The 14,443-nt window shown below is 64.7% G+C and carries 10 protein-coding genes; 9 read left to right on the forward strand and 1 reads right to left on the reverse strand.

Annotated elements, in window-relative coordinates; translation table 11 throughout:
* The first annotated feature begins 281 nt into the window (after positions 1-281).
* The 3 genes from KA184_05375 (at position 282) to KA184_05385 (ending at position 6,920) form a co-directional block, all read left to right on the forward strand.
* A complete protein-coding gene (locus tag KA184_05375) occupies positions 282-5,591 on the forward strand; it encodes a DUF5011 domain-containing protein (GenBank protein MBP8128991.1) in 5,310 nt (1,769 codons plus the stop codon).
* A gap of 107 nt (positions 5,592-5,698) precedes the next feature.
* Positions 5,699-6,319 (forward strand): hypothetical protein, encoded by a 621-nt coding sequence (locus tag KA184_05380; GenBank protein ID MBP8128992.1) that lies wholly within the window; start codon positions 5,699-5,701, stop codon positions 6,317-6,319.
* A 55-nt stretch (positions 6,320-6,374) separates the two neighbouring features.
* Positions 6,375-6,920 carry a hypothetical protein gene (locus KA184_05385; protein MBP8128993.1) on the forward strand — a complete coding sequence of 182 codons (546 nt, stop codon included), beginning with the start codon at positions 6,375-6,377 and terminating at the stop codon, positions 6,918-6,920.
* On the opposite strand, the gene KA184_05390 is transcribed toward KA184_05385, so the two are convergent.
* Positions 6,915-7,967, reverse strand: a complete 1,053-nt coding sequence (locus KA184_05390; GenBank protein ID MBP8128994.1) for a Gfo/Idh/MocA family oxidoreductase — start codon at positions 7,965-7,967, stop codon at positions 6,915-6,917. The genes KA184_05385 and KA184_05390 overlap by 6 nt on opposite strands.
* Before the next feature lie 189 nt (positions 7,968-8,156).
* Between KA184_05390 and KA184_05395 the strand changes: the two genes are divergently transcribed.
* The 6 genes from KA184_05395 to KA184_05420 all read left to right on the forward strand — a co-directional run.
* Positions 8,157-8,618, forward strand: a complete 462-nt coding sequence (locus KA184_05395; protein MBP8128995.1) for an NUDIX hydrolase — start codon at positions 8,157-8,159, stop codon at positions 8,616-8,618.
* Positions 8,615-9,187 carry a nicotinamidase gene (locus KA184_05400; GenBank protein ID MBP8128996.1) on the forward strand — a complete coding sequence of 191 codons (573 nt, stop codon included), beginning with the start codon at positions 8,615-8,617 and terminating at the stop codon, positions 9,185-9,187. Before KA184_05395 ends, KA184_05400 begins: the two co-directional genes overlap by 4 nt.
* A complete protein-coding gene (locus KA184_05405) occupies positions 9,184-10,653 on the forward strand; it encodes a nicotinate phosphoribosyltransferase (GenBank protein ID MBP8128997.1) in 1,470 nt (489 codons plus the stop codon). The genes KA184_05400 and KA184_05405 overlap by 4 nt, the downstream gene beginning before the upstream one ends.
* A 77-nt stretch (positions 10,654-10,730) precedes the next feature.
* Positions 10,731-12,662 carry an NAD(+) synthase gene (nadE, locus tag KA184_05410; GenBank protein ID MBP8128998.1) on the forward strand — a complete coding sequence of 644 codons (1,932 nt, stop codon included), beginning with the start codon at positions 10,731-10,733 and terminating at the stop codon, positions 12,660-12,662.
* A gap of 43 nt (positions 12,663-12,705) precedes the next feature.
* Complete coding sequence (locus KA184_05415) at positions 12,706-14,052, forward strand: glycoside hydrolase family 88 protein (GenBank protein MBP8128999.1); 1,347 nt, start codon at positions 12,706-12,708, stop codon at positions 14,050-14,052.
* 21 nt (positions 14,053-14,073) lie between these two features.
* The coding region (locus tag KA184_05420; protein ID MBP8129000.1) for a hypothetical protein at positions 14,074-14,443 on the forward strand (370 nt) is incomplete at its 3' end.

Consider the following 14,443-nt stretch of genomic DNA (forward strand, 5'->3'; position numbering starts at 1 on the left):
TGACAAACTTCCGGAGCTCATGTAGGATGCTGACGGCGCAATAGAAGCCGTGAAGGTTTAGATTTAGAGGCATCAGGCTGCAGGTGATCGTATCGCTTTGTGGTGCGGTCTGTGAATATGTCCGCGGGGTTGGGTAGTTGGATGTTGGTTTCGTATCTTGGGTGGGCGGCCGTGACGTCCCCCGGGAATAATAGTGTTCAGGGTATCATGGTTCATAGGCAACATCAGTGCCGAGACCTCGGCGACCGGGTGTCCGGGGTATCGGGAAAAGGAATCAGCCGATGAAGAAGCGCATTCTGGTACTGTGTTTGACGCTGATAGCGGCGGCGCCGGGGCTGGCTTACGCGCAGTATGATTTCGACGCCATACTGACGAACCTGCCCGCGCGGCTAGATGTGGCCACGGTCAACAACTGGTCCGCCGGCGCGCAGGTCTGGCAGTACGTCGTGCCCAACGGGTCGGGGACTTGGCAACAACTCAGCGCAACGTTTGTTGGCCAGGACCATACGGGCGACGGCATCGACGACGACGACCAGCTCGCGCTGCTGGCCAAGATTCTGAATAATGACGCGTGCACGCGGGCGTTGCTTGGCGACGCCAAGATGAACGCCATCCAAGCGGCCTTCGCCGCCAATGTTGCGCGTGTTCAGCAATTCGAGTTGAGCATCTGCCTGGAAATCCTGAACTCCACCAGGATCAGCGCGCGCATTGACTCCGGTATTACCTTCATCGGCTGCATATCCCTCAGCAACCGGCCCGCATGGATGGGCAATACCTATATCACCACGGGCGCGCCGGCAACCTTAAGCATTACCGTGGATACGGGGATTATCGGCAATTACACCCTGAATCAGTCCGCCGACATCCCCAGTCTGTGGGGCGGCGACGGCATTCTGGAGGCAGTGAACACGGGTTTCTCCGGCGATATCGCGAACCTGCTCGCGGCGTGGCTGACCATAGGCGACCAGAATAACGTGGACTACATGCAGGCCGTAATTGCGCAGGTTTTCGCCCGGGGCGTGCTTCCGAACATCGCCACCATTATTCTCGACGCAATAGGCAAGAGCGGCGAGAAGCAAGGATGGGATATTGACGAGGAGACCCTTGCATACACCATTAATTCAAAGAATTACGACCTGCCCGCACAAGGCGACATAAACATCGACGTCACGTTCCCCTCGCCGGGCTATCAGATTCAAATCGGGGACGGGTGCGGCTCCCCGGACTACGAGTACGTCAGAATACTCCGCTTCGTAGGCAGGATTTTGGGGAGTTGCGTCGAAAACGGGCTTGAAGGCTGGTTGGGCAATTATCAAGCAAACGGGAACGGGTTTGTTGGGTATCCGGGGTGGCTCTCAGCGGCGGGCAGCCTGAACGAGATCGGAGCGATAAACGTCCTTTCCTATACGAATTATGGCCGCGACCGCACTTCGTTCTTCTTGAACGAATGGGCGGGGTACCCGGCCCTCGGGTTCAACCCGCAGCCGCAGAGCCCCGTCTCCGCCCTCAACTACGGCGGCTCCAACTGGAACTTCGGCGCGAGTCTGCAACTGACGCCGTCGGGGCTTGCCGACGTGACCCAACCGACCAATTATCAGTGGCAGTGGTGGAACGGCAGCGCATGGGAGAACATCGCGGGCGCGACGACGCTCGGCTGGACGCTGCCGCTCAACTTCCTGGGCACGCGCAGCTACCGCGTGACCGTGACGGCGCCGAACGGCGCGTGCGGTTCCGGAACCAGCAGCGCCGCGAACGTGGAAGTGGTCCCGCCACCAATCAATATCACGGACCAGCCGGACGGCGCGACCGTGACTTACGGGAACAACTACGGCCTGAGCGTGGCGGCGAACATCGCCGTCGGCGGGTTGACCTATCAGTGGCAATTGAACGGCGGTGATATCCCCAGCGCAACCGGCGCCAGCTACACCATCACCAACGCCGATTTCGGCGATGAGGGTTACTATCGCTGCGTCATCACCTCGGACACGTTCCCCGGCCACCAGCGGATTTCGGACCAGGCGTTCGTGGACGTCGAAGCGCCGCCGATTACCGTAACCGTGCAGCCGTCGGGCGCCACGATACCGGAAGGCGGCTCGCACCTCCTGCAGACGGACGCAACCATCTCCACCGGCGGCCTGACCTACCAGTGGCAATTGAACGGGTCGGACATACCGGGCGCAGCCGGCAAGACCTACAGCATCACGAACGCGGGCGGCGACGACCAGGGCAACTACCGGTGCCGCATTACGTCCGACACCTTCCCGGGCCACTTGACGTACAGCAACACGGTCTTCGTGCGCGTGGGCACGGCCTTGGTCTTCTACGTGGACCAGCAAAGCCCGGCCGCGCCAGGCACGGAAGACGGCACATCGTGGGATACGGCCTTCAAAACCATCCAGGAGGGCGTCGACGCCGCATGGGGCGCGGGCGGCGGCGAAGTCTGGGTGGCGGGCGGGCCGCAACCCGGCGGTTACGTGTATGACGAAGTGCGCACGGAACCGTGGGGCAACCCGCCGGTTACGGGTTCGCTCGTGCTGAAGGACGGCGTCGAACTCTATGGCGGTTTCGAAGGCTACTGGGGCCGCAAGGAAGTGACCCGCTCGCAGCGCGGCGTACGGCGCGCCATCACCGTCATCGACGGCTCCGTGGCGCGCGGCGGCGTGCCCGCGTATCACGTCGTGGTTATCGGTAGAGAAAGCGACCCGAGTGGCGGCGTGCGCCTCGATGGCTTCGACATCAGCGGCGGCAACGCGGCAGGCACCGCGGGCGCTTACCACACGTGGCGCGGCGGCGGCGTGTACAACTGGCTGTCCAGCCCGACGATTGCGAACTGCACGTTCTACGGGAACGCAGCAGCGATATCGGGCGGCGCCATCGCGAACGAAGGCATCGACGGCGTAATTACGCCGACGCCCGAGATCGTGAATTGCGTGTTCTTCACCAACCATGCGGACCGGCAGGCCGACGACAACTTGCCGCCGAATCCCATTCGCGGCGGCGGCGCCATCTTCAACGACTTCGCCGCGCCGAAGATCACGTACTGCACGCTCACGCTGAACTCGCTCGGCACACCGGCCTACACCCCGTTCGGCAATCTGAGCGGCGGCATCTACGACTGGGAGTCCGCACCCGCGGTGAACAGCTGCATCGTTTGGGCGAACGCGGGCGGGGGCATCCAGGACCAGGGCGCATTGGGCAGCACCAACGCCGCCATAGTGACCTACACGGATGCTCAGGCGCCGGCCGTCGGCCCGGGTCCGGGCAACATCAGCGTTGACCCCGTGTTCCTGACCCCCGCGGGTCAGGAATTCGAACTGACTCCGGCGGTCTCTCCGTGCATCGACGCGGGCGACCCGGCCAACCCGGCGCCGCTGCGCGACCTGCCGGGCGCGCCGCGGCCGCAACAGGCCCTCGTCGACATGGGCGCGTATGAATACGTGCCTGTGGGGCCCGTGGCAATGTGCCAGAACCTTACGCTGCCGTTGGATGAGTCCTCGCAGGCGGTAGTGACGCCGCAGATGGTTCGCGACCCGGCCATGCCGGTGCCCGCGGGCGGTCAGTGGCGCATCAAGATCGACAATGGCGGCACGCCGGGGTACTCGCTGACGTTCGGTTGCGATGACCTCGGCCCGCAGCCGGTCACGCTGACCGTGATCGATTATCACGGTCAGACCGACACGTGCACGGCAACGGTAACCATCACGGATGAAGAGCCGCCTGTCGCGGCGTGCAAGGACATCACCGTGCAGTTGGACGGCACGGGCGCGGCGTCGATCACGCCGCAGGATGTGGACAACGGCAGCACCGACAACTGCGGCATCGACTGGGGCTCGAGCACGGCCGTGCCCGACACCTTTGCTTGCGCCGACATCGAGGATTCGCCGATCACCGTGACGCTTACGGTCGTCGACCTGGACGGCAACAGCGATACGTGCCTGGCGCAGGTTACAGTGGAAGACACGCTCGCTCCCGTGATGGCGTGCAAGGACATCTCGGTCGACCTGGATGCCTCAGGCAACGCTTCGATCGGGACGGCAGACGTGGACAACGGGACGGCGGATAATTGCGACACGGCCCTCGACCTGTCGCTCGACGTCAGTTCGTTCACGTGCGCCAACCTGGGCCCGAACACCGTCGTGTTGACGGCCGAAGACGATTACGCAAACAGCGACACCTGCTCCGCGATTGTGACGGTCAATGACGTGACGCCCGCGGTGATCACGCTGAACGGCGACGCCTACGTCGAAGTTCCGAAGGGCGATGCGTATACCGAACTGGGCGCCGTTGCCGATGACGCCTGCGACGGGCAGCAGCCGGCAGTCGTCGGCGGCGACGTCGTGGATGTGAACACGCTCGGCTTCTACACGGTGGACTACGACTACACCGACGGCAGCGGCAACGTCTCCACGACGGTGTCGCGCACGGTGCGCGTGGTGCCGAGGCCCGTTATCACCATCATCGGCTCCAACCCGGCGACGGTGGAGTGCAAGGGCGTCTACAACGACGACGGGGCAACGGCGTTCGACGATGTGGACGGCGACCTCACGGCTAGCATTATCACAACCGGTCTGCCGGTCGACACCACCTACACGGGCAATTACCCGGTCGTCTACAGCGTCACGAACAGCTTCGGCGTCACAACCGAAGAAACCCGCATTGTCCAGGTCGTGGACAGCGTCGCGCCGGTCTTCAGCGTAATTGGGCCCACCACGTTCTATGTCGTGAGGGGTACCACGTGGACCGCGCCGGCAATCACCGCGTCTGACGATTGCGACGGCCCGACCATCCTGTTCAGTCTGGTCATCGGCGGCGATTACCCGGTACCCACGGACACCCTGGGCGATTACACCGTCACGTTTGACTTGTCGGACCGCTACGGCAACTCGGCGCCGACGGTTTATCTCACGGTCCACGTGTATGACCCGCTGGCGTTCCCGGTGCAGCCACAGGATGACGAGGCCTATGTGGACGACCCGGCCTTCGACCTGTCGGCAGAGTTCGCGGGCGGCTACAACGCGACCACGTACGAGTGGTCCCGCGTGGAAGACTCCACGACGACCCCGCTCGGCGTCCAGCCGGTCACGGGCAATACGGTCACGATCACGGTCGACCCGGCTACGGTGGGTGTTGGCCAGTACCAGTACTTCGTGCGCGTCACCGACGAAGTCGGCACGACACAGTCGGATTCCGCCGACGTGGCGGTCGCCAACCACATGAGCATCACCGATGACATCGACAGTGCGGAGGTGGTCATCGGGTCGTCCCACGACATGACCATCGTGGTGGACGGCGGCCTCGGCACGCTGACGTACGAGTGGTACAAGGACGACGGCCTGAAGGTGATGCAGTTGCTGCTGAACGGCGGCAATATCTCCGGCGCCGATACGGCCACGTTAACCATCGACCCGTTCAACGCCGGCGACGCGGGCGACTACCAGGTGGTCGTCTCGGATAACTACGAGTCGTTACCGTCGAACGTCGCGACGCTGACGGCGTCGGCGGGCGTGCCGGCCGCGGGCGCCCTCGGTCTGGCGGTGTTGAGCGCGTTGAGCGCGTTGGGCGGCGCGATGGCGCTGCGGCGGAGGAAGTAGTATCCGCATCGGGCAATAGAGTCCGGATGACAGCGCGGGTTGCCGGCCCCCGCGGCCGGTAACCCGCTTCTTCTTCAACGGGAAGCGGGAACGAGAGGAATGGAATCATGGTGACAGGAGGCGAGGCGCGCTTGGCGCAACGCGCTTTGGAGACCACGCCGCAACCACGGCGCGACGGCGCGGCGGGGCGCGCGCCCTGCAAACGCGCCGCGCGCGGGCTTCGGGCCGCATTGGCGCTGGCCCCCTTCCTGGCATTGTCCGGGTGTCCGGTGGGCTATGTCATTCCGCCGTTCGACAGTTCCGGGACCTATGAAGGGTCGTGGGAAGCGGCGCTGGAAGGCTCCACGGATGAAATCCGTTGCACCTGCGCACTGGACCTGGAACAGAATCTCATCCTGGCCTTCCCGGAAGACCATGTCATCCGGGGCGTAATCACGCTGAATATGACGTGCCCGGACGCGTCGCGCGAACTGGGGCGTCTCGGTTTTCCGGGCATCGTCCATCTGGAGATCGAGGGCGTGCAGTTGCCGGACGGGCGGCTGTACTTCGCGGCAGGCGACTGCGCGGAATTGGTGTGCGAAGGTATCGTATTATCGGCCGTTGGCGCGGATACGGACGACGACGGCCGCATGGACACCGTGGAAGGCGCGTGGGCGTTCGGCGCGGTGTTCGCGTCGGATATCGTGATGTTGCGCGGCGTGTTGACGGCAGAAGCGGCTGGCTCCTGACCGCGGACGGGCGGCGCGCCGCGCGAGCAGCGCCGCCCAGAGAAAGGAACAAGTCATGTTCGGGCACAAACTCATACTCGCACTCGCGGGCGCGGCGGCATGTGTGCTGGCGGGCTGCCCGCTCTATCCGGTGCCCCCCTACAACGCGAGCGGCACCTATGAAGGCGACTGGAGCTCTTACATCCCCGTGCTCGGCGATGAGCCCGTCGTCTGCACGCTCAAACTCGAATTCGAACAGGAAACCCTGCTGAACGTCTATCCGCTCAACCACTACATCCAAGGCAAGGTCACATTCGATTTCAGTTGCCCGTTGGTGTCGGTGCTCTTGCTCCTGCTCGGGCTGCCGCAGCAGGTTTCCTACGACATCGTCGTGGGTTCGATGCAGCCGGACGGCACGGTGAATCTGGTCTGTTCCGATAATCTGGAAGGGTTCACCAGCGTCGCGACCGTGCAGGCCGCAACCGCCGACACGGACGAGGACGGGTTCATGGATACGCTCGAAGGGACCTGGTATTTCACGGTGCCAACGGGCTCCGTGCCCGTACTGGTGGAAGGCGATTTCACGGCTGTCGTCACGGCCCGGCCCACGCCGCAGTCATAACGGGAACGCGACCCGCCGCCCTTCGGCGGCTGCCTGGTAAGCTCCAAGAATCATCTCGGTCGCGATGCGCCCCTCTTCCGCGCCAACGACCGGCGGCGTCTCGTGGAGCAGGCTGTCCACCCAAGGCCGCGCCACGGCGCGGATGCGTTCGCCGTGATTGGGCGGCACGGGCACGTCCAACGCTTCCCAGGCGGCCTGACCGTAGCGGAACATCTTGAGCGCGGGTCCGTCCGGGCAACGCGGCACGGCGCAGGAGGGCGCGTCCCCGTAGTTCTGGACAAGACACCCGCGCGCGCCATAGATTTCCGTCGTGTTTTCCGCGGCCAGCACCGTGGAACTGTTGAGGAGGATGCCCATTTCCCCGCGCCGGAAGCGAAACACGGCCACGCCGTTGTCGTCCGGCGCGACATGCGTGACCACGTTGTCAATCTCCGCAATGACGCTCACTGGCCGGCCCAGCATCCAATGAAACCAATCCGCCGCATGCACGGCGTCGTCCATGAACATGCCCTTGTTCTTGGCCGCTTCCGTATGCCACTTGGTCCACCCCGATACGAAGCCGGGATCGAGCAGGCACCCAATGCAGTGGCGGCGGCGCACTACCGCGATGGGCCCGAGCGCGCCGGACCGCAGGATTTCACGCATGCGCTGGTTGGCCGGGTCGTGGCGCATCTGAAACGCAACCGTGAAATGGATGCCCGCGCGGCGGGCGGCGGCGATGATGCCGTCGCAGGCCTCGAGCGTAAAAGCAAGCGGCTTCTGCAGCAGGATATGCTTGCCCGCTTGCGCGGCGGCGACTGCGAGTTCCTCATGGCGGCTCGTTTCCACGCCGACCATGACCGCCTGGACCGACGGGTCGCTGAGCACGTCCTCGACATGCGGCGTGTAGCGCATGCCCGCGCCTGCGCAAACGGCGCTGCCCCGCGCCTCATTATCGTCGTAGGCGCTCACGAGCCTCACGTCGTCGAAGTGCCTCATCACGTCGACATAGGTTTGGACGTGTCCGTGGGCGAAGCTCAGGACGCCGATGCCGATGGGAGCGCGCATTTCTTGTTCCTCGCTGTGCGGCGGCGCCGCGAGCATAGCGTAATGGGCGCTTTGGGATAAAATCGGGCGTTCGGATAGGATACAGCGCGGGCAGGCAACGCCCGCGGCGGCCCTGAAACGGAACCGGCCCGTCCGGGTGACCCCGGGCGTTTGTCCCGTGCGGGCGGAATCAAGACTGGAGTAACATTGATGGCACATGCGCAGACAAAATACGTCTACCCCTATCCGAGGCCGATGGTGACCGTGGACTCGGTAGTTTTCACCGTGCGGGACGGGCGCCGCGAGGTGCTGCTCATCAAACGCAGGAATCCGCCGTTCGCGGGGACCTGGGCGCTGCCGGGCGGCTTCGTCGAGATGACGGAGACGCTCGCCGCGGCGGCAGCCCGCGAGTTGAAGGAGGAAACCGGGCTTTCAGGGGTTGCACTGCGCCAGTTCGGGGCTTTCGGCGACCCCGGACGCGACCCGCGCGGCCGCTCGATCGCAGTGGCATTCTGGGGCGAGGCGGACGCGCGGCAGGCGCAGCCGCAAGCGGGCGACGACGCCGCGGCGGCGCATTGGTTTCCCGTGGATGCGCTGCCGCCGCTGGCATTTGACCATGCGCACATAGTGGAGTACGCTCTTGCGTGCTGGAGCACGGAGCGAGCGTCATGACAGTGGAAGACACCGATGCGCTGATTGTCGTGGATGTTCAGAATGACTTCTGCCCGGGCGGCGCGCTACCCGTCACCGACGGTCATCTCGTGGCGCGCGCGATAAACCGGATCATGCCCAAGTTCCATCGGGTCGTATTGTCGCGCGACTGGCACCCGCGCGACCATTGCAGTTTCAGCGAGACGCCGGAATACCGGGACGGCAGCTGGCCGGAGCATTGCGTGGCGGATTCGCCGGGCGCCGAATTCATTGGCGACCTCATGCTGCCGATGGACGCGCTCATCGTAAGCAAGGGGATGGACCACGAGCGCGAGGCCTACAGCGCCTTCGACGGCGAGCCGCCCCTGGCGGACCGGCTCCACGCGTGGGGCATCCACCGGGTCTTTATCGCGGGGCTGGCCACGGATTATTGCGTGAGAGCGACGGCGCTCGACGCCATCCGCTTCGGGTTTCAGGCATGCCTGCTCCAAGACGGATGCCGCGGCGTCGCGCGCGAGACGGCGGAGGCCGCGCTCGAAGAACTCCGCGCGGCGGGCGTCCGGATGACGCATTCCGGAGACTTCGAATGAGCCGTCCCGCCGACCCCTGGTTCGCGCGCCAAGGTCTCGCCCTGCTGACGGATTTCTACGAACTCACGATGATGGCGGGCTATTGGAAGGAAGGCCGCATCGAGCAGCAGGCGTGCTTCAACTACTTCTTCCGCAGTCTCCCCCCCCACGCCGGCTTTGGCGTCGCTGCGGGGCTCGGGCCGTTTCTCGAATACCTGGAAAACCTGCGGTTCACCGATGACGACATAGCCTATCTCGCGTCGCTGAATCTGTTCGAGGCGGAATTCCTCGCATTCCTCCGCGGGTTCCGCCCGGCCTGCGAGGTCAGCGCCGTGCCGGAAGGCACGCTCGTGTTCCCCTTTGAGCCGGTCCTTCAAGTCGACGGGACCATCTTTGAGACACAGCTGATCGAGACCGCGCTCCTGAATTTCATGAACTACCAGACCCTGATCGCGACCAAGGCGGCGCGCATCTGTCTCGCGGCGAACGGCGAGCCGGTCATCGAGTTCGGCCTGCGCCGCGCGCATGGCCCGGACGGCGGCGTGAGCGGTTCGCGCGCGGCGTATATCGGCGGGTGCACGGCGACGTCAAACGTGCTCGCCGGAAAGGTATACGGCATTCCAGTGACGGGCACGCATGCACATAGCTGGGTGATGAGTTATCCTAACGAACTGGACGCGTTCCGCGCGTTCACGCGGCTGTATCCGGACCGGTGCGTGCTGCTGGTCGATACCTACGACACGGTAAAGAGCGGCGTGCCCAACGCGATTCGGGCATTTCAGGAAATGCGTGATCGCGGCGTTCCGGTGCGGCCGGCGATCCGGCTCGATTCGGGCGACTTGTCGAAACTCAGCAAGATCGCGCACCGCATGATTCGGGAGGCGGGTTTCGAAAACCCGCTCATCGTCGCATCGAACGACCTGGAAGAAGACATCATTGCGGACCTGAAACGGCAGGGCGCGAAAATCAACGCCTGGGGTGTCGGCACGCACCTGATCACTTCGTTCGAATGCCCTTCGCTCAACGGCGTGTACAAGCTGGTCGCAGTGAGAGAAAACGGGAACTGGACGCCGCGCATGAAGATATCGTCCAACCTGGACAAGGCGACGGACCCCGCGCGCAAGGAACTGGTGCGTTACTACAACGCGGCCGGCGCGCCCGTCGGCGACCTCATCTGCCGCGCGGGCGAGCCCCGGGCCGAGGACGGCATCATTGCCGGCCGGCATCGCATGCGCCCGCATCACGAAGCGCACCTGCCCGAGCCCGCGGCGCGCGCGGAGGCGCTGCTGCAGCCTGTCTTCAAGGGCGGGCGCCGCATCGGCGAGACGCCGGACATCCAGGCGACGCGCGCGAGGGCGCAGGAACAGATCGGCGCGCTGCCCGAGGAGTTCAAGCGCCTGCGCAACCCGGAGATCTACCACGTATTGCTTTCGCCCGAAATCGGGGCGATGAAGGACGCGATGCTGGACAATCCGGACCTGGCCTGACGCCGGCCGGCGCACATAACGGCTATTTTCCTCCCTCGCACGTGCGGTATACTGACCAAAAGGAAGGGAGTTGCACCATGCGGCTGGTGCGCATTGGAGTTGGCGCGGTTTCCGTGAAGGTGGGCGATTTCACGGGGAATCTGAGCCGGTTGCGCGAGTTGGTGGGAGCGGCGCGCGCGAAAGGCGTGCACCTCCTCGTCATGCCGGAGCTGTGCCTGTCCGGCTACAGCCTCGAAGACCGGATATTCTGGCCGGACATTACGCGGCACAGCTGGGCGGCCTTGATGGAGCTGGCGGAATCCTGCACGGGGATGACCCTGTTTTCGGGGTTGCCCGTGCGTTTCAACGCCATGCTCTACAACGCGGCGGCGCTGATCCACGATGGGCGCGTGCTGGGGCTCGTGCTGAAGAGACACCTGCCAACGTACAGCATCTTCTATGAGATGCGCCATTGGACACCCTGGTCGGGCGGCGTGACGCAGATCCACGGTGTGCCCGCGGGCGACCTCGTATTCAGGCTGCCGTTCGGCATCATCGGCGCGGAGATCTGCGAAGACCTGTGGTCGGCCCACTCGCCCGCCTGGGCGCGCGTGGCGGCCGGCGCGGAGATCATCTGCAATCCTAGCGCGTCGCCGTTCACGCCGCGCAAAAACGAGGAACGCCGCCGGCTCATTCTGGGCGCGGCGGCCAGCCTCAAGGCGGTATATGCCTACGCGAACGTGCTCGGCTGCGACAACAGCCGCCTCGTATTCGACGGCGGCGGCATGATCGCGACGCCAGAGGGCATCGTGGCCGAAGGCCCCACGCTCTCCTGGGAGCCATGGACACTCACGGACGGCGTGGTCGACCTGGACGATGTGGCGCGCGTTCGCGCCGAGCACACAACGTGGCGGATCGGCGCGGCGGACCGCAGCGATGCGGAAAAGACGCTGCTGGTGGACGCGAGCGAAGGCCCGTTTCGCCCCGCCCCGCTGGCGTCTTTTGTACAGCAGCTTCCCAGGAGTTTTTACTGGCAGGAATCGGAGGCGGGCGACGGCAGCGCCCGGGACCGCTATTTGGACGAACTGTTTGACGGGCTCGCGCTCGGGCTGCGCGACTATTTCGAGAAGGTGGGCGCGTTCCGGCGCTTCCTCGTGGCTCTGTCGGGCGGACGCGACAGCGCGCTCTGCCTGCTGCTCGCGGTAAAGGCCGCAAAAGCGTTGAAGGGCGGCGCCGATGCCGAGCGCTTTGCGGAACACGTAAGCGCGGTCTATTTGCCCAACGAAGCCTACAGCAGCAACGCAACGCGGGACGCGGCCCGTTCGCTCGCGGAGGAACTGGGCGTGCCCTTCCAGGTCGTGAGTATTGGCGAGGAAGCGGGCATAGCGCTGGAGAAAGCGGCGGAACTGGCCGGCGGCGCGGACGCGGTCACGCCGCTGGCGCGCCAGAACCTGCAGGCGCGCGTGCGCGGGAACATGATGCTGAATTGGGCGAACAGCGCGGGCGGGCTGCTCCTGGTGACTTCGAACCTGAGCGAGGCGGGCGTTGGCTATACAACGACCGGCGGCGACAATGAAGGCGGCTATTCGCCGATCAATAACGTGCCGAAGACGCTTGTCGCGCGGCTGTGCGAATACATCGCGGAACGCGACCATATCCGCTCGCTGGAGAAGGTGCTTGCGATCCCGCCCAGCGCGGAACTCGCGCCAAACCAGACCGATGAGAGCGACCTGATGCCTTACATCGTGCTGGACGACTTGCTGTACCTTTATGCGAAGCGGCGGCTCTCCCTGGCCGACTGCTGGCGCATCGTCTGCTTGCGCCATCCGGATTTCGAGCCCGAGCAATTACGGCGCTGGACCGCCGATTTCGGGCGCCGTTTCGCACTGAATCAGTGGAAACGCGACCAGCATCCGGTGAGCCTGAAAGTGCTGGACCTCGACCTGGACCCGAAGACCGGGTTCCGTTTCCCGGTGACACAAAGCATCGAGTACGAGCTCGACGAACTCAAGGAAGCGAAACGCGCCTGATGTGGCGCGAACACGGCCCGGTGCCGCAGGAAATGGGCAAGTCATGAGGATCGACGCGTCTATTACGTTATCCATGTTGCGCGCGCCGCTCGATGCGTTCTTCCGCCTGAGCGCCGACAAGACCAGAAATCTGCAGGAACGCTGGGATCCGGCGCAGGGCGCACCCGTGTTCACGCGCGAAGGCAAGTACACAACGCGCGGCTGGACCGAGTGGACGCAAGGGTTCCTCTACGGAGCACAACTGCTCCAGTTCGACGGAACCGGCGACGCCTCCTTCCTGCGCATGGGCCGTGAAAACACACTGCGACACATGGCGTCCCACGTCAGCCACACCGGCGTGCATGATCACGGGTTCAACAACATCTCGACGTACGGCAACCTGCGCCGGCTGGCCATCGAAGGCAAGACCCAAGAAGAGGCGGACGCGCGCGCCCTTTTCGACCTCGCCCTGAAGGTCTCCGGAGCCGTGCAGGCCGCGCGCTGGACGGCCATCGCGGACGGCACGGGCTTCATTCACTCGTTCAATGGCCCCCACTCGCTTTTCAGCGACACGGTCCGGTCGTGCCGCAGCCTGGTACTGGCGGATGCCCTCGGCCACTGCCTCATGGGCGAGGGTGACCGGAAGATTTCGCTGCGCGCGCGCGCCATCGAGCACATCCGCAACACGCTGCTGTACAACGTGTTCTACGGCAAAGGGCGCGACGCCTACGACGAGCGCGGACGCGTCGCGCACGAGGGCCTGTTCAACATCAAGGACGGCGCTTATCGCTGCCCGAGCACGCAGCAGGGGTATTCCCCGTTTTCTACATGGACGCGCGGCCTCGCGTGGGTGCTTCTGGGCTGCGCGGAGCAGATCGAGTTCTTCGCGGAGGAATCCGAACCGGACGAGACTCTGCTGGACCTGTTGACCGAAGGCGCCTGCGCCACGGGGGATTTCTACATCGAGAACACAGCGCAAGACGGCATCCCCTTCTGGGACACGGGCGCGCCGGGTTTGGCGCACTTGGGCAATTATCGAGAGCGTGCATCGGAACCGGAAAACGACTATGAGCCGGTCGATAGCTCCGCCGCGGTGATTGCCGCACAAGGACTATTGCGGCTTGGACGTTATCTGGGCCCGGAACAGGGCGACCGCTACTGGCGCGCGGGATTAAACGTGGCGCACACGCTCTATGCGCCGCCATACGTGTCGGAAGACCCGCAACATCAGGGTCTGATCCTGCATTCGGTGTACCACCGCCCCAACGGGTGGGACCACGTACCCGAAGGCCGGCGCGTGCCGTGCGGCGAATCGTCGATGTGGGGGGATTACCATGCGATGGAATTGGCCGTCTACCTGAAACGGCTGATAGGCAATGAGCCGTACCTGTCGTTTTTCGGGCCGATATAGCACGTTAGGCGAGAAAACGCGGTGAATTCGCAGTTCCTGCAAGCGGGACGCGAGGTGACCTTGTGCCTGCCGGGCCGGCGCGTGCCGTCGCGCATTCTGGCAGTCGCGCAGGACACTGTCGGCGTGACAATGGACACGGAACCCTTCCCCGACGAGGGGATGGGCGTCAGCCTCGAATTCGCGACGCCCCAAGGCGCATGCTCCTTCTACACGCGCGTCATTATCCGGCCCCGGGAACCGGGCGGCGCCTTGATTCTGATGCGGGCGCCGAACATCAGCGGCGCGGAACGGCGGCGCACGTGGCGCATCCCCATGAGCGTGCCCGCGCCTGTGCGTCGTATCGCCGCGGGCAGGGCGGAGAGCATGCTGCTTGTCGATATCAGCACCGGCG

The sequence above is a fragment of the Candidatus Hydrogenedentota bacterium genome, from assembly GCA_018005585.1.
Classification (GTDB): domain Bacteria; phylum Hydrogenedentota; class Hydrogenedentia; order Hydrogenedentales; family JAGMZX01; genus JAGMZX01.

Excerpts from the sequence above, each read along its gene's own strand:
- KA184_05375 (MBP8128991.1), top strand. The coding sequence starts at position 282 with ATGAAGAAGCGCATTCTGGTACTGTGTTTGACGCTGATAGCGGCGGCG.
- KA184_05380 (MBP8128992.1), top strand. The coding sequence starts at position 5,699 with ATGGTGACAGGAGGCGAGGCGCGCTTGGCGCAACGCGCTTTGGAGACC.
- KA184_05385 (MBP8128993.1), top strand. The coding sequence starts at position 6,375 with ATGTTCGGGCACAAACTCATACTCGCACTCGCGGGCGCGGCGGCATGT.
- KA184_05390 (MBP8128994.1), bottom strand. The coding sequence starts at position 7,967 with ATGCGCGCTCCCATCGGCATCGGCGTCCTGAGCTTCGCCCACGGACAC.
- KA184_05395 (MBP8128995.1), top strand. The coding sequence starts at position 8,157 with ATGGCACATGCGCAGACAAAATACGTCTACCCCTATCCGAGGCCGATG.
- KA184_05400 (MBP8128996.1), top strand. The coding sequence starts at position 8,615 with ATGACAGTGGAAGACACCGATGCGCTGATTGTCGTGGATGTTCAGAAT.
- KA184_05405 (MBP8128997.1), top strand. The coding sequence starts at position 9,184 with ATGAGCCGTCCCGCCGACCCCTGGTTCGCGCGCCAAGGTCTCGCCCTG.
- nadE (MBP8128998.1), top strand. The coding sequence starts at position 10,731 with ATGCGGCTGGTGCGCATTGGAGTTGGCGCGGTTTCCGTGAAGGTGGGC.
- KA184_05415 (MBP8128999.1), top strand. The coding sequence starts at position 12,706 with ATGAGGATCGACGCGTCTATTACGTTATCCATGTTGCGCGCGCCGCTC.